Source organism: Methanothermobacter sp. DP, from assembly GCF_026692625.1.
Taxonomy (GTDB): Archaea; Methanobacteriota; Methanobacteria; order Methanobacteriales; family Methanothermobacteraceae; genus Methanothermobacter; species Methanothermobacter marburgensis.
The window spans coordinates 1005956-1025456 of the sequence record NZ_CP113501.1; the positions used below are offsets into that span (position 1 = coordinate 1005956).

20 protein-coding genes are annotated in these 19501 nt (G+C 44.3%); 8 read left to right on the forward strand and 12 right to left on the reverse strand.

Features of this window, described 5'->3' with window-relative positions:
- The first annotated feature begins 77 nt into the window (after positions 1-77).
- Complete coding sequence (locus OXN82_RS05415) at positions 78-2138, forward strand: right-handed parallel beta-helix repeat-containing protein (protein WP_321210948.1); 2061 nt, start codon at positions 78-80, stop codon at positions 2136-2138.
- Between the two features lie 68 nt (positions 2139-2206).
- Here OXN82_RS05415 and OXN82_RS05420 read toward each other — a convergent pair whose 3' ends face one another.
- The 3 genes from OXN82_RS05420 to OXN82_RS05430 all read right to left on the reverse strand — a co-directional run bounded on the left by OXN82_RS05420 (position 2207) and on the right by OXN82_RS05430 (position 6980).
- Positions 2207-3685 (reverse strand): MBL fold metallo-hydrolase, encoded by a 1479-nt coding sequence (locus OXN82_RS05420; protein WP_160322659.1) that lies wholly within the window; start codon positions 3683-3685, stop codon positions 2207-2209.
- A gap of 713 nt (positions 3686-4398) precedes the next feature.
- The gene (locus OXN82_RS05425) at positions 4399-6744 is read right to left on the reverse strand and encodes a hypothetical protein (protein WP_321210949.1); all 2346 of its coding nucleotides are present in this window, start codon (positions 6742-6744) and stop codon (positions 4399-4401) included.
- Positions 6744-6980 carry a hypothetical protein gene (locus tag OXN82_RS05430; RefSeq protein WP_321210950.1) on the reverse strand — a complete coding sequence of 79 codons (237 nt, stop codon included), beginning with the start codon at positions 6978-6980 and terminating at the stop codon, positions 6744-6746. Before OXN82_RS05430 ends, OXN82_RS05425 begins: the two co-directional genes overlap by 1 nt.
- A gap of 131 nt (positions 6981-7111) precedes the next feature.
- Here OXN82_RS05430 and OXN82_RS05435 point away from each other — a divergent pair, with 131 nt between their 5' ends.
- The 5 genes from OXN82_RS05435 to OXN82_RS05455 all read left to right on the forward strand — a co-directional run bounded on the left by OXN82_RS05435 (position 7112) and on the right by OXN82_RS05455 (position 11328).
- The gene (locus OXN82_RS05435; protein WP_013296113.1) at positions 7112-7735 is read left to right on the forward strand and encodes an RIO1 family regulatory kinase/ATPase; all 624 of its coding nucleotides are present in this window, start codon (positions 7112-7114) and stop codon (positions 7733-7735) included.
- Positions 7736-7764: 29 nt separating this feature from the next.
- Positions 7765-8181, forward strand: coding sequence for a DNA-binding protein Tfx (tfx, locus tag OXN82_RS05440; RefSeq protein ID WP_074359241.1), 417 nt, complete (start codon positions 7765-7767; stop codon positions 8179-8181).
- Between the two features lie 77 nt (positions 8182-8258).
- Positions 8259-8801: an FmdE family protein gene (locus tag OXN82_RS05445; protein ID WP_010876550.1), complete on the forward strand. Its 543-nt coding sequence runs from the start codon at positions 8259-8261 to the stop codon at positions 8799-8801.
- Between the two features lie 17 nt (positions 8802-8818).
- Positions 8819-10021 (forward strand): formylmethanofuran dehydrogenase subunit C, encoded by a 1203-nt coding sequence (locus OXN82_RS05450; protein WP_013296115.1) that lies wholly within the window; start codon positions 8819-8821, stop codon positions 10019-10021.
- Positions 10018-11328: a formylmethanofuran dehydrogenase subunit B gene (locus OXN82_RS05455; RefSeq protein ID WP_010876552.1), complete on the forward strand. Its 1311-nt coding sequence runs from the start codon at positions 10018-10020 to the stop codon at positions 11326-11328. Before OXN82_RS05450 ends, OXN82_RS05455 begins: the two co-directional genes overlap by 4 nt.
- A gap of 7 nt (positions 11329-11335) precedes the next feature.
- Here OXN82_RS05455 and OXN82_RS05460 read toward each other — a convergent pair whose 3' ends face one another.
- The 9 genes from OXN82_RS05460 to OXN82_RS05500 form a co-directional block, all read right to left on the reverse strand.
- A complete protein-coding gene (locus tag OXN82_RS05460; RefSeq protein ID WP_269889816.1) occupies positions 11336-12409 on the reverse strand; it encodes an ATP-binding cassette domain-containing protein in 1074 nt (357 codons plus the stop codon).
- Positions 12387-13052, reverse strand: coding sequence for an ABC transporter permease (locus OXN82_RS05465; RefSeq protein ID WP_321210951.1), 666 nt, complete (start codon positions 13050-13052; stop codon positions 12387-12389). The genes OXN82_RS05460 and OXN82_RS05465 overlap by 23 nt, the downstream gene beginning before the upstream one ends.
- A gap of 125 nt (positions 13053-13177) precedes the next feature.
- Entirely contained in the window at positions 13178-13885 is a 708-nt protein-coding gene (locus OXN82_RS05470) for a Rossmann-like domain-containing protein (RefSeq protein WP_321210952.1), read from the reverse strand.
- A 21-nt stretch (positions 13886-13906) separates the two neighbouring features.
- On the reverse strand, positions 13907-14689 hold the full coding sequence (gene modA / locus OXN82_RS05475; protein WP_286709205.1) for a molybdate ABC transporter substrate-binding protein: 783 nt from the start codon (positions 14687-14689) through the stop codon (positions 13907-13909).
- Positions 14690-14691: 2 nt separating this feature from the next.
- A complete protein-coding gene (locus OXN82_RS05480; protein ID WP_010876558.1) occupies positions 14692-15402 on the reverse strand; it encodes a Rossmann-like domain-containing protein in 711 nt (236 codons plus the stop codon).
- Positions 15403-15434: 32 nt separating this feature from the next.
- Positions 15435-16433 (reverse strand): tungsten-dependent formylmethanofuran dehydrogenase subunit FwdF, encoded by a 999-nt coding sequence (gene fwdF / locus OXN82_RS05485; protein WP_013296119.1) that lies wholly within the window; start codon positions 16431-16433, stop codon positions 15435-15437.
- The gene (locus tag OXN82_RS05490) at positions 16423-16626 is read right to left on the reverse strand and encodes an ATP-binding protein (protein ID WP_048175579.1); all 204 of its coding nucleotides are present in this window, start codon (positions 16624-16626) and stop codon (positions 16423-16425) included. Before OXN82_RS05490 ends, fwdF begins: the two co-directional genes overlap by 11 nt.
- A gap of 168 nt (positions 16627-16794) precedes the next feature.
- Complete coding sequence (locus tag OXN82_RS05495; protein ID WP_048901217.1) at positions 16795-17190, reverse strand: hypothetical protein; 396 nt, start codon at positions 17188-17190, stop codon at positions 16795-16797.
- Between the two features lie 155 nt (positions 17191-17345).
- Complete coding sequence (locus OXN82_RS05500) at positions 17346-18041, reverse strand: endonuclease/exonuclease/phosphatase family protein (protein ID WP_013296121.1); 696 nt, start codon at positions 18039-18041, stop codon at positions 17346-17348.
- A 159-nt stretch (positions 18042-18200) separates the two neighbouring features.
- Between OXN82_RS05500 and OXN82_RS05505 the strand changes: the two genes are divergently transcribed.
- Positions 18201-19028, forward strand: a complete 828-nt coding sequence (locus tag OXN82_RS05505; RefSeq protein ID WP_013296122.1) for a hypothetical protein — start codon at positions 18201-18203, stop codon at positions 19026-19028.
- Positions 19000-19497, forward strand: coding sequence for a MarR family transcriptional regulator (locus tag OXN82_RS05510; RefSeq protein WP_048901218.1), 498 nt, complete (start codon positions 19000-19002; stop codon positions 19495-19497). The genes OXN82_RS05505 and OXN82_RS05510 overlap by 29 nt, the downstream gene beginning before the upstream one ends.
- Positions 19498-19501: the final 4 nt, after the last annotated feature.

The following is a 19501-nucleotide window of genomic DNA, read 5'->3' on the forward strand; positions in this document are numbered from 1 at the left end:
GTACATTCACAGGTAATAAAGGAGGTTTAATTATTAAAAAACTAAGAACACTGCCCCTTATTCTCCTCATATCATTCATGATGGCAGGGTGCAGCTGCGGTGCAGATTACACCGTGGACAACACGACCTACATGCAGATATTCACGCCCACAGGGGTCTCAGAGAACTTCACCCTCAACGGTACGGATTACACCCTCCAGGATGGGGATACCATCACATTTCTTGAGGGAATATATGAAAACGTTAACATCTTCATTAACAGGGCCATTAACCTTGTTGCATCGGGCATTGTGCAGCTCAACGGGTTCATTGACGTAAGTTCCTCAGCAAACATAACAGGTTTCAGTGTTAATGGATCAATTGAGTTAAACGGTAACAAAAGCTTCCTTAACAGGACAAACATCACAGGCACACTGGTGGTAAACGGTAACTCGTGTGCAGTCAATGGCTCAGGGATATTCAACTCACCCACATCACTTACCGTGATGGGTGATAATGTAACCATAAGCAACAGTCTCATAAACGCTTCAGCATCACATGGTATCCTTGTGACCGGGAAAAACGCAACAATCACAGGTAACACCATAACGAACAGCAACGGAAGCGGAATTTCAATAAGGGGGGATGGCTGTGTGGCCAGCGGTAACACCATCTACCTCTCAAAGGGGGATGGGATAAGCTCAAATGCATCAGGTGTTTCAATATCAGGCAACAGCATATCCTTCAACTCAGGGCACGGTATAAATTCCTCAGGTAATAGTACAAGGATCACCAACAACACGGTGCTCCGTAACAACCTCACAGGAATCCATTCAACAGGCGGATGGGCAAATATAACCCAGAATACCGTCAAGTACTCAGGTGCCGACGGCATCTATGTTTCAGGGAACGGATCCACTGTGCAGGGATCCTATGCACAGAACAACACCCGCAACGGCATACATGTGGCTGGTCCTGGCTGCTCTGTTATCAGTTCATACTCATATTACAACGGTGAAAATGGGGTTTACTCCACAGGTTCAAATGCATCATTCAGTTCTGTGGATGCAAGTTTCAACAGAAAAAACGGTATATATTCCAGAGGAAGCAATGCCAGCTTCTTCTATATAACCAGCGCATCCTACAATGGTGAGAATGGCATACTCTCAGCTGGACAGAATGCAAGCATGCAGATAATACTGGACGTCTCCTCAAATTCCCATAACGGGATCTCAAGCCTCGGGGACAACGCATACATATGGTTTGTTGAGGTTAAAAATAATGGTCTCAACGGTATCTACTCCGCAGGTAAGGACCTTTACCTTTCATATGTGAGGAACGCCACCAACAACACCCTCAGCGGTATCAACTCAACGGGGATCAATGCCAGGATATTTGACGTCACCGTGAAACTCAACAGGCTGCATGGGCTCTATGCTTCAGGATACAACGCCACGGTGGCATACTTCGAAGCACTGGAAAACCTCAAAAACGGCGTATACCTTACAGGGGCCCGCAGCTACATCGTATCAGGGAACGCCAGCTCAAACCATCAGAACGGAGTTCAGGTTAACGGTGCCGATACAATCGTGAGATCTGTGAATGCAACAGACAATACTGCAGCAGGAATAGCTGTCTATGGTAAGAACTCAATCGTATACAACTGCACATCCCTCAGAAACACCGATGGGATATACACTGCAACAAATTCCAGGATAATCCTGACCAGGGTCTCTGGAAACAGAAACTGCGGTGTAAACGCCAGAGGAACCACAGGTGTGGAGGAAAGCACGGTAACAGGTAACAGGTACGGTGTTTATGTCGCCGGTGCCGGTTCAGTTGTCTACTCATCAACCATAAGCAACAACAGGGGCTACGGCATATACGTCGGGGGCTCATCTGTAACCATCTACCGCAACACCCTGCAGTACAATGGTGGCGACGGCATAACTGCAAGGGGAGGCTATGCAAAGATCTACTACAACACTGCAAACAGAAATAAGGGTTCAGGTATAAACTCAGCCTCATACAGGGCAGTTATAGCATACAACAGGGCTTCATACAACAGTTACTACGGCATATATTCCGCAGGCAAGCGTTCAACCCTTGCAAAGAACACAGCAATCGGTAACAAAAATAGAAATATAAGGAGACTCTAAAATTTTGGGATGACCCCCTCCCCTCTCATTTTTTCAGATACTATGCCCTTGGGTATGAAAATCATCCACTATTTTTCCATTACGGGATCAAGAACCCTAATACCCTCCTCCTTAAAGATCATGAACTCCTCCCTGTTCCTGGTGTGAATGGGATATATGGCCTCCGGTTCCACGTCGAGTATCATCTCCACAAGGTCAGATCTTCCTGCATGACCTGAGGAGTGGAACCTCCTGTACTGTGCTATGCCGAAGTGCCTGAGCCAGTTGCTCTCCCTCTCTGCATCAATTTCCATCTCCTCATTGAAGGGTTCAGTCTTGGACTTGATGTAGGCCGCGCCCTCAGGTTTGATGTCTATGAACTCCTTAAAGTCAAAGTAGTCGCACTGGAAGAGGTACTCCCCTGGTTCCTCCTGGAGGTCCCTGTAGGTTATGATGTTATCCAGTTCAAGGAATTGCCTTTCCCATCCCCTGTAATCCTGAACGATGTATTCCTCAGGAAGGTCAGCTGCAGGTATCCATTCGCCATCAAAGCAGACAGATGCATCCTCACCGATGAGTCCCCATGTTTTACGGGGCATATAGACTGCAAGGTCACTCAGAGGTGGGTAACCGAGATCCTCAAAAAGTCTAATTATGTATGCCTGTTTGAGGCTCACTGCAAGTGTCCTATCTGAGTTTCTGGCGGCCAGATAAAATGTCAGGAACCTGTCAAGGTCTCTTATGGGGTAATTGACAATGACAAGTCCCCTGTGGTGTGAGGCTATATCAGCTGTTCTCCTCTCAATATCCTCCTCGAAGGTGCTATTATCCTGGTCTATCCTTGTCCCCTCTGTTATGAGGATGTTTGGGGAAAACTTCCTGGCCTTTTTAACGAATTTTCTGGATTCATGATCCCTTCGACCCTTAAATCTGATGTCTCCGGTGTATACTATTGCCTCCTCTGATTCTATCAGATACGCGCATGACCCTGGAACCGAATGGTCAACCGGTGCCGGTGTGATGCTGAACTCACCAGCCTCAGACTTCCTGTAAGGCTTTAGAATCCTCAATTGCCTTTCCATCTTAATTTTATCCCTCTTATGTGTTGTGCCGCCACTCCTGGTCTTTTTTTCAGAAAAATGAAATTTGGGTTTGTAGTGAAGAAATTCGCCACCACCCTGGGATGTTTCATCAAGGGCCTTCAGTATAAGAAAGCTCTCCTCCATCATGTAGAAGGGTATATCGTGGCGTATGTACCTGAGGCATCCTGCATGGTCGAGGTGGGGGTGGCTCAGAAGCACCCCTGACACCGCCGGCTCCTCCTCAAACTTCATTCCAAGGTACCTCACCTGGTCCTCACGGTAAACCCCCCTTATCCTTGGGAGGGCCCCAAGCTCCATGAGGTCACCGAGACCGTTGAAGCTCCTTGGCTGCAGGAACTCATCAAAGTAGAGTTCCTCAATGTTGAACCTCATCCCAAAGTCCAGGAATATCCCATCACCGTTGCAGGATACCTCTATCCTGTTACCGCCTATCTCATCAACTCCACCATAGAACCTGAAGTCCATATAAACCACCAGGGGTCAGTATGTGAGGAGTGCCAGGAGAATCAATAAGCCCACCATGCAGAGCATGCACCCAGCGACTCCACCACAGCAATCATCATCCATTCAATCACCTTTATGAGTACCCTACCCCATACCATCAGAGAGACAGCAGAGGCGAGTCCAGATTAAACCATGATGGCTCAATAATATTAATTAATATTAAGCATATTTTATAAATATTTTGCTCATCAGCTTTACATTTAAATGGTTTTATAGATCATGGCTGTGAAGGCGCCACTGACTGAACTTCGATTTTTTTATGCTCGAATATTCTGTAAAGCCTTCCGTCTATAAAAGGTCTCATCAGAAGGCCCCTGCTTGACCTGCGGGCGACTTCATGGGCTGGCTGTTAACAGCCTCGATGATCCCACCGGAGCTGAAACTCTTAGCATCTGGAGTGTGAGCTGGACCTATTTTAGCGGAGCAACTGGACCTTCTGGGATCAGAATGAACGCTGCCAGGGTCCCATATAGCTGCAGGTCAGTTTTTCTGCATTGGCCCCTTTTTAAGGAAGAGAGCATCAATCACTGCACATCATCCTGTGAATTAATTTTTTATATTCGTAATAGTGACCTATTACGAAGGTAGCTGTAGGTCCACACGGACATAAGACCCTGAAAATTAAAACTGACATCTGCATCATTCAGTTCATAAAAAAAGAAATAGGTGATGGATTATTTGCCCGGTTGCCATGTTGCCTCGTTGGATCTGCTGGCCCTTCTCCTAAAGAGGTACATGCCCAGACCCCCGACAGCCAGAATAATTGCCGCATACACAGGTATAAACCAGCTTGATGATGCACTGCCGGGATGCTCCGCTGGATTTACTGGTGATGATGTTCCCTGACCGGTAACCTCTTCGACCACAGCACTGGAGTCATCAGATCTTATTCTTTTCATGATCCACGAAATCACTGAAGCTTTTCCTGCTGTCACTGATCCATAGGAAACTTCTGGTGTGTTCTGAGCCTGGTTTTCTGGAACACTTATACTGCCTACCTGATGGGCATTTCCTGCAAGATCAACAGCATAGTAATAGACTGTCTTTACATGCTTACCCAGTTTGACAGGTGCACTGTAAACATTCCATGTTCTGCCATCAAAGGAATAGAAGATCGTCCCTTCCTCATTGATATCCATGTACAGTGTGGAGTCATCTACTCGCACATTTAAAGATGGTGCTGTAACATCTTCAAAGTCCTTAATATAGCTCACTGGATCACTGGCAGCAATTAATGACTTGAACTCTCCTGATGTCAGAGTTACTGATTTTGCAATGGAATAAGCAGACGTCACTGTACCATAGAGTTCTTTACCAGGGAATGCCTGTGTAATGTACCAGAGAGCCCAGTACATTGTTTTGTAGTAACTGTTAGATGCTGGCTGTATGGCGTTGACTGCATCTTTATTGTAGGATACAAGTATGGCCTTTCCCGTGTTCTTAACAGGATCCCACCTTATGGCAATACCAACTGCACTGGCATCTGATGCTGTTCTGGTTCCTGTCGTGAAATAGTTACCTCTCGCTGCTGAGAGTCCCAGGACCTCCATGAGCACCTGTTCCTTACAGTGAGCAGGCACACCGATGTATGCATAGTACTGCCCATCTGATAGAGGAAGCCATGATCGGATTATGTTGGCAAGCACGTATCCCTGTGCCAGACCGGACCCTGGACATCCACCCCCGGTGGCAGCCAGAGCGAACTCGTAGGGCATAGCATAAGCCCATTGGTTCGCCAGACTCACAATATAGTAGTCCTGCTGTGCGTACTGGGGAATGCTGTATCCATAGGTTGACGCGACTGCGAGGGATTTCTGATAGCCTTCGGTTCCCGTAGCACCGGCAAGGTTTACAGCGCTGATATCAAACACATTGAACTGTGTCCCTCCATATGTGACCGGTCTTATGGCTCCATTACCATCAACAAAAACCGCGTGGAGTGGACCTGTCGTTTCGTCTGGTTTTTTAACGAACACGTACCAGAGAGGTGTCTGCGTACCTCTTTTGAGGGAGTATATGTTTTTAAATTTTATGCCTGTTGCTGATATTATACCATCAATGGCGCCAGCAGAGATTCCCTGTGTCTCTGAGTAACCTGCAGATGTTATTAGAAGATCATCACTGTCAAGCGGTTCAAAACCAGCAGCTTGAAGGGCTCTATTGGCTACCATGACAGCATTAATACCACTGGCATACATTGCACTGTACTCCTCACGTGGGATGACACTGACTGTGCTTATCCACTCAATTGGAGTTACCGGGATGGATGAAATGTATTCGCTGTCAATTCCAGTATCCCATAGTGTTTTAAAGGTCTGATAGTCGATGTTTGTTGCTTTAAGTAACTTGTAGAGTGCTGATGGATTAGTTGCGAGCATTCCTATACACTGAGCATTCTTTATAAGTCCCTGAAGTGTCTCCCCACCATTATATGTCATATCTGAGAGGGTCCAGTAAAACATCACACCTGTCCTTGAGAGAGAATCCCATCTTATGTAAATGTTCTCATGGGAATCATCCGTGTATGCTGATTTGAAGTTATAAAATGTGTCTGAACCTACTGTAACCCACTTCAAAGGCGTTGAATCCATGAAAAACATTGGCAAGTCATCATCACCACCCCCAGTGGAGACTATCACATGATATGATGTTGCATTTGAAGTTAGTGGATAGTTGGCCATGAACTGTTTTGAAGCGGAGTATGCCCCTATAAGACCAGGGCTAACGTTTCCAGTCCACGCAGCCACCTTTAAAAGATCACTGGGTGCGCCAGCATTCCATGCACTCAGCAGGCTCAGCACATCATAACCCAGATTCGCCTTTGCCTGCTGGAACTGGTTTTCAGTCATGTCAAGACCTATGTATACTACGGGTGTTTTTAGCACTTCCCCTGACTGAAGAACTGTGTATTTCCTTGCATAATATCCCTTGCTGTTTTTCACGGCAAATGTGAAGGTTGGGTCATGGTCCGGCTGGTTCATCTGAAAAATCTTTGAATATTTTATAGGAACTGTTTCCATCACGGTCTGTATCGCGTCTTCTGTTGTGGTGTTGGAATACTTGCTGAACCGGCATTTGTTATAAGGATCATATCATCTGCGTTTGATATGTTCAGGGAAGTCTCCGCGTCATTTGAGATGTGGTGTGTAATATCTTCCAGTGGTGTCGCTGAGCTGATACCGGTAAAAAGAAACACTGTTAGCACTGGGATCACTAGAGTCAGAAGTTTGTTTTTCATTTCAATTTTCACCTCCATTTAAATCATAAATATCGAGTTACATTTTTATGTAATTCGTGTATAAATAGGTATGTGAATCCACAGAACTGCAGTACTCTGCCGAGGAGAAAGATCAGTTTTAAAAGAATAACTGGGTGTGAAATGCAGATATGATGATTCATGGATTTAAAAGACTTGAAAGTAAGAGAAACCATGTATACTTAATCCAATCAGGTACAGAAAGTTTCATCGTCAAAGTACACAAAACCAGCGAAAAATCTTACCTCGAATCAGAAAATGTGAAACTACTGAGGGATAAAGGAGTCAGAGTGCCTAGAATACTTGGTGTATCCAAGAATATCTTGATTGAGGAGTTCATCGAAGGAAAAACCATTGGAGACCTGATATCTAGGGCAGACACAACATGGACAGAAAGCCTTGGAAAGTGGTTCTCAGAAATCCACAGTATAAAAAAACAGTCAAAGACCCTTTTAAAAGGTGACTGCAATCTTAAAAACTTCATATTCACAGAAAAAGAAATTTTTGGGGTTGATTTTGAATATATACACTATGGGAATCCCTATGATGATCTTGGAAAACTATGCTTCTTCATAATGGATAGTAACTCACAGATGTCCATGAATGACAAAAAACACCTTATAAAAAGGTTTCTGAGTGCCTATGAAGATCACTCAAAAACTGTTGTAAATCCAAAAATTGTGGCTGAATACATGGAAATCGAGAAGAAAGGGGCCCTGATAAGGAGGGAACGTCATACTCCTAAATGGTTATAATTTGAATAATCGAGCTAGGAGGGATAATTCTGAGTAAAAAAACTTTCCTAACCGAAAGACAGAAAACCGTTCTTGAAATGAGGGAGAGGGGATGGTCCCAGAAGAAGATTGCAAGGGAATTGAAGACCACAAGACAGAACGTGTCAGCAATAGAAAGAAAGGCCATGGAGAACATAGAGAAATCCCGGAACACTCTAGATTTTGTTAAATTCCTAAAATCACCTGTAAGAATACTTTGCAGACGCGGGGATACCCTTGATGAAATTATAAAGAGATTATTGGAAGAATCAAATAAAGAGGGCATACATGTAATACATGACTCAATTACACTCGCATTTCTGATAAGGGAAAAGGCCAGCCACAGGATCGTTCACAGGGTTGTTAAAAGCGATTTTGAAATAGGAGTGACAAGGGACGGAGAAATTATCGTCGATCTAAATTCCTAGAATTTATAAAAAAATTTTTATAGTACCTCCCATATACAACGAGATGCAGATATATGCATATCGTGTGGTGATCAAAGGTGGGGCAGGTCAGAGAATACCTTGATTTAATAAAAAATTTCAGTGGGTTCGCAAGCCCGGGCAGTGTCATAGGAGCTCATATGTTACTAATAGCCAGGAAGGTCCTTGATTTTGAAGTCGATGAAGAAATTTATGTTACATGTGAAACGACAAACTGTTTACCCGACGCATTCCAGGCCATATGCAAATCAACAATAGGAAATGGGAGACTGAATATCCTGGACACTGGAAAAATGGCTGTCATCATCAACAGAAAGGGTATGCCTGGAGAAACAGTCCAGGCTCTTAGAATAATACTGGATCCTGAAAAGACCGTCAATTACCCGATCATACATGAATGGTACATGAACACCCGCAAGGTATCCGCAGAAGAAGTGAATCCAGAACTCATAAGAGCCGGTGAAAATCTATATTCCTGGTATTTTGTTGATGTGATCGTTCCAGAAAAAGAAAAGAAGATAATTGAAATCTGTAATCTTTGCAACGAACCTTTCATAAAAAGAAATGAGCTGGATCTCTGTCCAGCTTGTCTGAAAAGATAAACATGAGGTGAAAAAAGATGGGATTTGTGTTGGTACCAAAATCAGATTTCCAGATACCTCTGGAAGCAGATACCATAAGACCCGATCTGTTTGAAGGGCTGGATCTTGATGAAATTCGTTCCCTTCAAGTATACGAAGGGAACATCAAAAGACCCCTAGGCGAATTTTTTGAGATAGCAGAGACATCCCATGAAGATCAGTTAATACGGATCGATGGGGATGTCAGCAGGGTGAAGTATATCGGTTCAGGGATGAAATCCGGAAAAATCATCATAAACGGCGATGTCGGACTCCAGCTTGGCTGTGAAATGAAAGGCGGTGAAATAGAGGTAAATGGAAATGTTTCTTCATGGATCGGCATGGAAATGCATGGTGGCACCATAAAAATTAATGGAAACGCGGGGGATTATGTTGGCTGCGCATATAGGGGAGAGTGGCGTGGCATGAAAGGAGGTAAAATCATTATACAGGGTAATGCAGGGAACAATATTGGGGGTGGTATGATGGCCGGAGAAATTTATATAGGTGGAGATGCAGGTAATTTCTGCGGCATCCGAATGAATGGGGGTGAAATAACAGTACGCGGGGATGCTGGAAGGGCCCCCGGAGCAGAGATGGTATCAGGTATCATCAAAATTCATGGACGGATCTCCTCTCTCCTCCCGGGATTCAAGGAGATCTCAACATTCAAAGAAGATGGATCCCTTATGATCCTATTCAAAGGAGATCTATCCGAAAAAAATCCGGAGGGTAATCTATACATCAATTATAATAAGAACCTTCACATTCTAGAGAATGAGACCGATGAAGGGAGAGTCATCACAAAAAAGGGAATTAAAGTAATCTACAACAGTGGAAGTACGATCCGTGAAGGGCAGATAATAAAGGGAGGCAATAAACTCACAGATGATTATATAGATGAATGTGCACGCTGCTGTATTAGTCCTGAAGACTATAAGCTCCTAGGTGAACCCGAAAATGTTGTCGTATCATCACATGGAAATGAAGTTGTTCTGAGAGCTGTTGAGGACCCTGGAATCCAGATGGGAACAATATTCATACCCAGAGGTATATGGGCCAATGTGCTAACGCCACCGTATACCGAGTCAACCGGTTCCCCAATGTATAAAGGAGTGCCGGTTTATCTTAGAAAGGCTTCACAAGGTGAAAGGATCCTGAGTGCCGAGGAACTTGTAGAGGAATACGGGGTGGGAAAATGAGCGTCTATAAAAATGTGACATGTCCCGTCTGCGGAGGGTCTTGTGATGACATAGAGGTTCTCTATGATGGGAAAACAATAAAAACAAGGAATGCTTGCAGGATGGGGAATGCAAAGTTTCAGGAGATGGTCAGCTCCCACAGAATACTTAGACCCCAGATTAAAACTGAAAGTGGTTTCAGATCCGCAGAATGGGATGAAGCCCTTGACGCTGCAGCAGAGATACTTACAGAGTCAAAAAGACCAACCCTATTCATGGGTAGTGAGATGTCAACTGAAGCCATGGCTGCAGGTCTTGAACTTGGTGAGTATCTAAATGCCATGGTGGATTCAAATGCAACCATATGTCATGGCCCCACATTAATGGGAATCCAGGAAGCTGGACAGAGCGCTGCTACGGCAGGTGAGATAAAGAATAGAGCTGACGTCATCATTTATTGGGGTACAAATGTTATGGACTCCATGCCTCGCCACATGTCACGTTACAGCATATTCATGCGCGGATTTTTCAGAGAACGTGGTAAAAAAGATAGAACTGTCATCTCCGTGGATCCCCGTGAAACAGCAACAACTAAAGCCTCCGATATCCATCTGCAGCTGAAACCAAACTCAGATTATGAACTTTTTTCAGCACTGCTTACAGTTATAAGGGGCAATGAACCGCACAGGAGTATTGAGAGTATAACAGGGATATCAGTTGAAACCATAAAGGAAGTCGCAGACATAATGCTGAATGCGCAGTTTGGAGCCATCTATGGAGGTCTTGGACTTGCATCATCAGAAGGTAAGCATAGAAACGTTGAGATGGTTCTCAAACTGGTAGCTGCACTTAATGAACACACCAAATTTACAATAGGAGCCATAAGAGGTCATTGTAATGTCGCAGGATTTAATCAGGTGGCTTCATGGGAATATGGTTTCCCCTTTGGTGTTGATTTTACAAGGGGTTATCCACGCTACAACCCCGGAGAAACAACTATAGTCGATCTTCTCCAGAGAAAAGAATCCGATGCAGTCCTCGTTATATGTTCAGATCTTGGAGCTCACCTCCCCAAAGAATGCGTTGAGTATATGAAAGAGATTCCTGTAATATGCATAGATATTGCCCCATGTCCAACAACACTTGTATCCGATGTTGTGATCCCTGGAGTTATTGATGCTATGGAGTCCAGCGGCACCTTCTACCGCTTTGACAATGTTCCCATCCACCATAAGGCATTCACAACATCACCATTCCCTGAAACAGAGAGCAACGAACATACTCTTAGACAGATCCTTGAGAGGGTTAAATCAATTAAAGGCGAATAAATATCTGCTAACCATTTTTATTTTTTTCTCCTATGATACGGACATTCGTGGCTTTAATCAGAACTTGAAACTCTTCGCCCGTTCTTATACCAAGCTCAGTGACTGCGCCTGGAGTTACAGCCGAGGTCAGAACTATATCCCCTATCCTCAAGTTTACATAAACAATCCTTGAAGTTTCTATAATGTCTTCAACTGTACCCTTGAAGATATTCTGTGCAGATGCCATAAACGGATCAGCTGCTATCATTATATTTTCTGGTCTGATGGAAAGTATCACAGACCCCTCCCCGCAGTCAACTGTCCTGAAGATATTTGAATTAACATTTACAGAGGTGAGCCCATTCACCTGGCCTTCAACAGTCCCTTCAAGTATATTAGCACCCAGAAAATCTGCAACAAAGTAGGGCGATGGTTTATTGATGACTTCCTCCTTTTTACCCATCTGAATGATTTTTCCATGATTCATCACCGCCACCTTATTTGAAAGCCACCATATATCATCAAGGTCATGTGTAACATGGATCACAGTGGTTTCAAAATTATCCCTGATATCTGCGATAAGTTTTCTTAGGGATATCTTTGTTCTCTGGTCAAGGGCACTGAATGGTTCATCCATCAATAGCAATCGGGGATTCACTATGATTGCCCTTGCTATCGATGCCCTCTGGAGCTCACCTCCACTGAGGGTTCCAGGGTATCTATTCAGTACGTGATCTATACCCATCATAGCTGCGATTTCATGGACTTGTCTGTGAATATTTTCCTTCATCTCTGTCTGCTTACGAAGGCCGTAGGCTATATTCTCCTCCACGGTCATGTGAGGGAAGAGACAGTGGTCCTGATATACTATGCTAACATCACGTTCCTCAGGTGGGAGGGTGGTTAGATCCGCCCCATCAAGAGATATCGTCCCCGAAATCGGTTCAAAGAATCCCATGATGGTCTCAAGAAAGATAGACTTACCACTACCAGTCGGGCCGATTATAACAAGATAATCTCCCCTCGAAAGGTGGAGTTCATCTACCCTGACTACAAATTCGCCAAGGTCGATTTCTAAATTATCTATATCCAGAAAACTCATTCCCATAAGCCCCCATTTTTTCAAGGAAAAATATTGTTATGAATGAAATTATCATAAGGAAGATACCGGATGCCACAGCCATCTCCACGTTTCCATAGGATAAATTAAGATACAGAGATATAGGGAGAGTATCTGTTTTCTGATAGGTACCTCCGGCAACTATCAGTACCGCTCCAAAGCAGCCTATGCACCTTGAAAAGGTAATTATTGTTGCAGCTAATATTCCATCCCTGGATAAAGGGATCATGATATTTCTGAACGTCTCAAATTCTGTATATCCAAGGGAACGGGAAACAAATTTGAGTCTCCTATCGATGTTACAGAATGTTGAGTAACATATTCTGACCGTATACGGTAAAGAGACAAAGAACTGTGCACAGATGACTCCAAGATCCGTGAAGACTATCTGAATACCGAGTCCATCCATCATATAATTTAGAGGGGTGTTTCCAAGAAATATGAGAAGCATTATACCTATAAGAATTTCAGGGAATGCTATAGGAATATCCAGCACTGTTTTAACAATGGATTTCCCTCTGAAGGAGTCCTCTGATAGTGAATAAGCAATGAGCAGCGCAGATAACATCACAATCAGTGTTGTTATAGTGGATGTTAAAAGAGATAATTTCACTGAGTGGATCATATCAGCACTTCTGAATGAATCCAGGATGGATTGCGGAGAGGATACTGTCCAGAGTGAAATACATATTATAAAAAATGCGGCCACAAAGATGACCGCAAAGAATCTGCAAGTACCTCTGAAAATACTCACTCGCTCAATGGACAAAACCGTTCAACTCCCATCAGTGCTGCTAACCCTGCTATCGTTGTTCCATAAAATATTACTCTTTTATCTGATGCCATGGCCATGATATCTTCAAATGTACCGTTAGCTACAGTAGAACCGGTTACCACTAAAACATCAGAATTCTGAATTATCTTCTTATTGCATTTTTTTGCATCAAATACATCTACACCATATTTTTTACCCTTATTTCCAGGATTCAGATCTGTAACCCGCAATCTGTCTCCAAATGTCTCGTGAAGTTTCCTTACAAACGCCGGTTGAAACCCAAGCAAAGCAACTCTGTCATATCCCAGCAATTCAAGGTAATCTGAAAGTAATTCAGCACACCTTTCAGGAGTGTTTCCAGTGCAGTGAACTGTCCTATCAATGAAACCCTTCTTCCTCATGAGTGCATTGAAAGTAGCTATCAAACACGATTGTTTCCCTTTTACTAAAAGTTCCCCGAGGGTTCCTCTGAAATGAGTGGGAGTAGCTGTGAAGCACTCCCCTACAGTACCATCTTCAAGAGTCGCTCTGAGCATGACCTCTCTCCCCTCAACAAGAGGATAATCCTTGATGGTTGATGTATCAAGGAGAGGGTTCTTCACAGAGATCTCGACATATGTGGACTCCATGGCTGACGAATGTATCAGATAGTTCATCTTATCCCTGATAAACTCATGTATCATGGTATCAGATCCTGGTTTAAATCAGGAAATGACTCTGAACCCCCATTTTTCCCATATAACCCTTGCCTCATCTGATTTAATGTATTCAACGAATTCTTTTGATGTTTCAACGTTTCCTGAAATTGAAGTGACCGCTGCGGGTATTGTCTGGTTCTTTGCTCCCTCGATTTCAATCATTTCCAGCTTTGATTTACTGTTGTTCCATGTCAACATGTCCTCCCATATTATAACTGCATCTACCTGTCCTGAAAGGATGTATGTTAAGAGCTGATTAACTGTTGGAGTCTTTGCAACTAAATTTTCATTTATATTTACGCCCTCTTTATCAAACATTTTCTGGGCGACTTTGCCTATCGCGCATGCCTTGGGATCTCCTATCGCAACTCTCACGTTCTCTTTACCCAGATCTTTAAGGGAGGTTATGTTCTTCGGATTTCCCCTTTTAACGGCTATGACCGGTTTATGCGAGGTCACATTCACAATGGTATCATTGATTATGTAACCCTTTTCTTTTGCCTTGTCCATTGTCGTATATTCGCCTGTTATGAGTACATCGCCCTTTTTTGATGTCATCAGTGTTGCAAGAAGTTCTCCTGAACCCCCATACTGAACATTAACCTTTTTTCCTGTCTTTTTCTCAAAATTAGTTATTATCTCATTCATTGGTTTCATGAGCCCTGCCCCTGCAAGGACTGTGATCTCTGATCCCTTCATAGTCTTTGAATTTCCTGTGATAAGATACGCTCCTGTAACCGCTGAAAGGATCAGCAACCCTATTACAAACGCCATTATCTTCTTATCCATGATCAGGCCTCCATTACCCTGTAGATTATTCCTCCATCTTTTTCATGTAACATACCCTCATTGAACCTTATTTTCTTTAGAATATTAACAGGATCAGTTATTTCAACCCCGGCAATCATATCAACCCCGTATTCAAAAAAAACATCTGTCATTGGCGTTGTGGGTCCTATGATAGCCACAAAAGCATCAAGTTCTGCCAGTGCAAGGTAACGTTCTGTGCTGTGATTGACCAGTGTGCTGCCAGTCACTGCAAGTACATCAACCCGGGGGATAATCTGTTCAGCCGCTGTTTCAGGAAAAACACCCCTTTTAGGATTGACCTTAAATGGATTGATCTCCAGAATATAGAACTCGTCCGAAACCGTCCTTATCCTGTCAGTGTAGCGGCGTGGGAATTCACCCACCATAGCGATTTTTCGATTTCGGCATTCCTCCATCAGTATATCAAATGCATTGCATCGTTTACCACCTCCCTCGATCACTGAGTTAACAGTAGCAATTCCCAGGCTGGAATAAAATGGGTCCCATGACCTTGAAAGTTCAAGTAATTCATGAGTCATCTCTGGAATTTCAAAATCTCTGATGAATCCATTATTACTGGCTATACCGCAGGAGCTGCTCCAAACAGCCGTCCATGATCTGCCTATGGCCACATCCCTTACTCTGATTTCAGGCATGTTCTCAATCTCATCCAGTATATCATCAAGTATCATAATAGCACCAGTATAATGGCAATTTCGGGCATTTATTTCTGGAGTGCCGTCTTTATGATGTGTTCCCATGCCACTGACTTTAGATTCCTGATCCTTAGTTCAGACCTTTCAATAGAGAGGAGTCCATCGGGACAGACACTGGAGCATGCTCCGCAGAATACGCAGAATTTCTCATCGATCCGGGCAGTACCATTTATTATACTGATTGCATTACAGGGACAAACATCCACACACGCGTGGCATGACTCACCCCTGCATCGCTCATCTGCCTGGCCTATGGTTCCTCTGATGGGTTTTTTAACGGTGATCGCATTTGCCGGGCATATTTCCATACACCAACCACAGTGAGCACATTTTTCATCAATTGTTATGACAGCACCCTCAACAGTGGCCTTCAGTTCCTCCTTATACATGCATGTCAGACAGCTCATACGGATGGCGCCAACAGGACATATCCTTTTGCATATGCCGCAGTAGAGACATTTATCCTCATCCACCCGGATTCCATCGGCTATCGCCATATTTGATGAATCCGGGTCTCTCCAGCTTATTTCAATGGCTGATACAGGACACATAGCTGCACATTCACCACAATAGATGCATTTTTCCATTGATACATTTATCTCCCCTTTTACAAGGGATTTACGTTCAGGAAGATCCCTGATGGTTAAGAGTGCATTCCTTGGACATGCATCGGCGCAATTACCGCATAAAAAGCATTTTTCGTCATCAATTTCAAGTTTAAAGTCCCAGAACGGATATTCATCGGCGCCCCTTATGCTTTTACCATCCTTCTGGAGATCTATGGCTCCGAAGATGCATACTGAAGCACATAACCCACATAGAACACACTTCTCCTTGTTGAAGGACACTCTGTTCATTTTGATTAAACCCCTAGCTATTGGGAGAAGAGGAGCTATATCTATAGCGTCCACAGGGCATGTCTCTGAACATAACCCACAACCCGTGCATAGATCCGGATTGTAATTCAGTGTCCTCCTTTCAGAACCCATCCTTTCATTAACCAACATCAGTATCTACCTCAGAAATAGCGCCGTTTGGGCAGTTAGAGATGCAAAGCCTACAATTATCACATTTATCATTTATCACAAGGGGAAATCCGTTGTCCTCAATTATTGCATCCTTTTCACAGATGAGAATGCAGAGGCCTTTTCCCGCGCAGTTTTCAACACCGCTACATTTCTCCCTATTGATGACTATCATAGACCAACCTCGAAATGTAATTTTTTGCATATCGTATATTCCAAAAGTCCATATATAAATCTTTCTTAATGGACCTCATGAAAACAGTACTGTTTTACATGGCAGCTGAAGACCCCCGCAGTTATAATGGATATCCTCACATATTTCCTGAAAAATAAAAAATTAAAATTAATCTGTTCTTCCAGGTCCAAAGAAGTACCCCAGACCTAGAAGGCCCACTATCGCCACTATACCAACTATGGCATAGACAGGTAGCCCGGTCTCCGGGTTAGCTGAACCTGAGGCGCTGCTGACCTCATAGGCCTTACCCTGGTTTTCGCCCGCTGAGGAATGAGTTGCTGCCTCCACTCCAGGTGCTGATGTTGAAACATCTGAACCCTGTGATTCCTCGTGATGTGGCTCCCCCTTGTCTGCTGATGTACCCGGTGCCTGTGGCTGTCCTGGATTTGATGGTGCTGTCGGTGTGGATCCTCCATCGGGGGATAGTGCGAATGCTGAGCTCTTCGTGGCAGCGTAAAGCTTCTCCCTGACCCTTGAGAGAAGGTCCGGGTTCATGTACTGCATGACTCACTCATTAATACACGCATAATAAAGGTTAATCTGGAAAGCCCTTTAAATGTTCAAAAAATCGGAATCGATCAATCAACTGAAGAGGCCATTTAGTGCCATTCAATGCACCGGTTATGTAAAATTATATTTAATAAATTAATCACAGGGTGCTAGATCTCCAGGGTTACCCTGAGGGGTATATGATCAGATAACCTTGGCCTGGTCTCTATAATTTCACCTGCCGGAGGGTGCCAGACGTCAAGGATCTTCACTCCTTCCGGGACAAAGAGGTAATCAATCTGGTATTTCCCCCCGTTAGGTGTCATGAATGTGAATGGATCTTCCTCCTCCCTGAGAACATCCCTGAATCCAAGTTCAGAGAGTCTTCCGGTCATCTCCTCTGCAAGGAGTGCTAACCTCCTCAGGGATGGGCTGAAGTTTTTATTGATGTTGAAATCACCGCCAATTATGATCAGGTCCTCTCCCTCCTCAATGTAGTTATACAGGAGGTCAAGGAACTCAGAAAAGTCACTATCTGCTGGCCCAATGTAATTGTATATGCTAAAGAGGGAAAGACTATTTCCTCCGATTTCTATTCTGCAGGAAACATAAAAATCTTCTATACAGTGGTTGTCTGAGATTTCAAGGTAGTTCCTTTTCATGGAATCCAGCATGAGATCCTTATGAAGAAGTAATGTGTTCATCTCCCCGCGGAAGGTATGGTAATTCCACCTTACCTCATTGGGTATCATGTAGACCTCCTGGAAAAATCCTGCATCAAATTCCAGTTCCCCCATATAACTCCAGAGTTTCCTCCGCCTGTAGGATGCCCGGTTCAGGTTCCATGTCAGAACCTTAAGTTCCATTCAATCACCCCCAGGTTCAGGTTCCATGTCAGAACCTTAAGTTATCCTATAGAAAATTGTGATGCCCATTAATTTAAACACAACCGGAAACATTTATATGGGAAGAATGTAATATATTACCTAAACATGTAATATATTACCATAGGAGTTTTTGAGAAGATGAAAATAAATAAGATCCATACACTAACAGCCCTCATAACACTTATGGGGCTCTTTGCAACACTATCTGGCCTCCTGGACCAGAATACATACATCAACGACTCATTATCAGCAACTGCACAGATGATGGGCCAGGACCTCGTGACACTCACCACAGGGATCCCCCTCCTAATCATTTCAGCATACCTTAGCCGTTCCTCGGCCAAAGCCAGGCTGCTGTGGATGGGTGGAATGTTCTACTTCACCTACACCTATGCCTCCATGGCCTTCCTCGCATCCTACAACAGTCTCTTCCTCCTGTATGTGGGCATACTTGCCTTATCACTCTACGGCCTCATGGGAGAGCTGTTCACAACCACCTACAGGGTTAAGGTTGATGAAAAAAAATCAGGCTTCACAGCCATCTACCTCACCCTCACCGGATTAATGCTGGCAGCCATGTGGATCAAGATGATCACAGATTCCCTGATAACCGGCATGGCCCCGGGGGCCCTTGAGGGCTACACAACCCTCGTCATACAGGCACTCGACCTCGGCGTCGTGGTTCCAGCGGCCCTCCTCACATCATACTTCCTCCTGAAGAGAGAAGTGTGGGGCTACATACTTGCACCGGTATTCCTTGTCAAGGTATCATTACTGGGAACAGCCATACTCTCAATGGTGGCCTTCATGGCCATGGAGGGGGTCCCATTCAGCTGGGGGCAGGCTGCCTTCTTTATGGTCCTCACCTTCACAGGCCTGGCCGTCACCGGGATTTTCTACCGGGGAATGGCAATCACATCAGGGAGGTTGACACTGGATGAAGGATATGCAGGCAATACGGGATGAACACCGGGAGACAAGGGAGTCCATGGAGAGGTACATACTGGTAGCCCTCTTCCTCATCGAGCAGCGCTGGAGCTACATAGTGAGCCGCGAGTTCCGCGAAGATGGCATAACAGCAAAGCAGTGGCTCTTCATGGTGATCCTTGGAAACGTCTTTGAAAGGCCCCCCTCAATGCAGGAGATGGCTGATGCCATGAGCACCACCCACCAGAACGTCAAGCAACTTGCAGTTCGCCTTGAGGATAAGGGACTCCTGAGAATAAAAAAGGACCCTGAAAACAGGAGGATCCTGCGCCTCGAGCCAACAGGGAGGTTCCATGAGTTCTGGGCTGGTAGAGATGAGAGAGACTCCGCCACCCTGAAATCCCTCTTCGATTCACTTGACGATGAAGAGGTCAAAAGCCTGTTTAACGTATTTTCAAAGCTTGAGGAAGCCTCAAAGCAGCGATATATGGAATACCGTAAGAGATGAGCAT

What these genes read in the sequence shown, in the direction of transcription:
- OXN82_RS05495 (WP_048901217.1), bottom strand. Translation starts at nt 17,190, where the DNA reads ATGCAGTACATGAACCCGGACCTTCTCTCAAGGGTCAGGGAGAAGCTT.
- fwdF (WP_013296119.1), bottom strand. Translation starts at nt 16,433, where the DNA reads ATGTTGGTTAATGAAAGGATGGGTTCTGAAAGGAGGACACTGAATTAC.
- OXN82_RS05425 (WP_321210949.1), bottom strand. Translation starts at nt 6,744, where the DNA reads ATGGAAACAGTTCCTATAAAATATTCAAAGATTTTTCAGATGAACCAG.
- OXN82_RS05490 (WP_048175579.1), bottom strand. Translation starts at nt 16,626, where the DNA reads ATGATAGTCATCAATAGGGAGAAATGTAGCGGTGTTGAAAACTGCGCG.
- OXN82_RS05415 (WP_321210948.1), top strand. Translation starts at nt 78, where the DNA reads ATGATGGCAGGGTGCAGCTGCGGTGCAGATTACACCGTGGACAACACG.
- OXN82_RS05505 (WP_013296122.1), top strand. Translation starts at nt 18,201, where the DNA reads ATGAAAATAAATAAGATCCATACACTAACAGCCCTCATAACACTTATG.
- OXN82_RS05450 (WP_013296115.1), top strand. Translation starts at nt 8,819, where the DNA reads ATGGGATTTGTGTTGGTACCAAAATCAGATTTCCAGATACCTCTGGAA.
- OXN82_RS05465 (WP_321210951.1), bottom strand. Translation starts at nt 13,052, where the DNA reads ATGATCCACTCAGTGAAATTATCTCTTTTAACATCCACTATAACAACA.
- OXN82_RS05500 (WP_013296121.1), bottom strand. Translation starts at nt 18,041, where the DNA reads ATGGAACTTAAGGTTCTGACATGGAACCTGAACCGGGCATCCTACAGG.
- OXN82_RS05430 (WP_321210950.1), bottom strand. Translation starts at nt 6,980, where the DNA reads ATGGAGGTGAAAATTGAAATGAAAAACAAACTTCTGACTCTAGTGATC.
- modA (WP_286709205.1), bottom strand. Translation starts at nt 14,689, where the DNA reads ATGGATAAGAAGATAATGGCGTTTGTAATAGGGTTGCTGATCCTTTCA.
- OXN82_RS05420 (WP_160322659.1), bottom strand. Translation starts at nt 3,685, where the DNA reads ATGGACTTCAGGTTCTATGGTGGAGTTGATGAGATAGGCGGTAACAGG.
- OXN82_RS05480 (WP_010876558.1), bottom strand. Translation starts at nt 15,402, where the DNA reads ATGATACTTGATGATATACTGGATGAGATTGAGAACATGCCTGAAATC.
- OXN82_RS05470 (WP_321210952.1), bottom strand. Translation starts at nt 13,885, where the DNA reads ATGATACATGAGTTTATCAGGGATAAGATGAACTATCTGATACATTCG.
- OXN82_RS05435 (WP_013296113.1), top strand. Translation starts at nt 7,112, where the DNA reads ATGATGATTCATGGATTTAAAAGACTTGAAAGTAAGAGAAACCATGTA.
- OXN82_RS05455 (WP_010876552.1), top strand. Translation starts at nt 10,018, where the DNA reads ATGAGCGTCTATAAAAATGTGACATGTCCCGTCTGCGGAGGGTCTTGT.
- OXN82_RS05460 (WP_269889816.1), bottom strand. Translation starts at nt 12,409, where the DNA reads ATGAGTTTTCTGGATATAGATAATTTAGAAATCGACCTTGGCGAATTT.
- OXN82_RS05510 (WP_048901218.1), top strand. Translation starts at nt 19,000, where the DNA reads ATGAAGGATATGCAGGCAATACGGGATGAACACCGGGAGACAAGGGAG.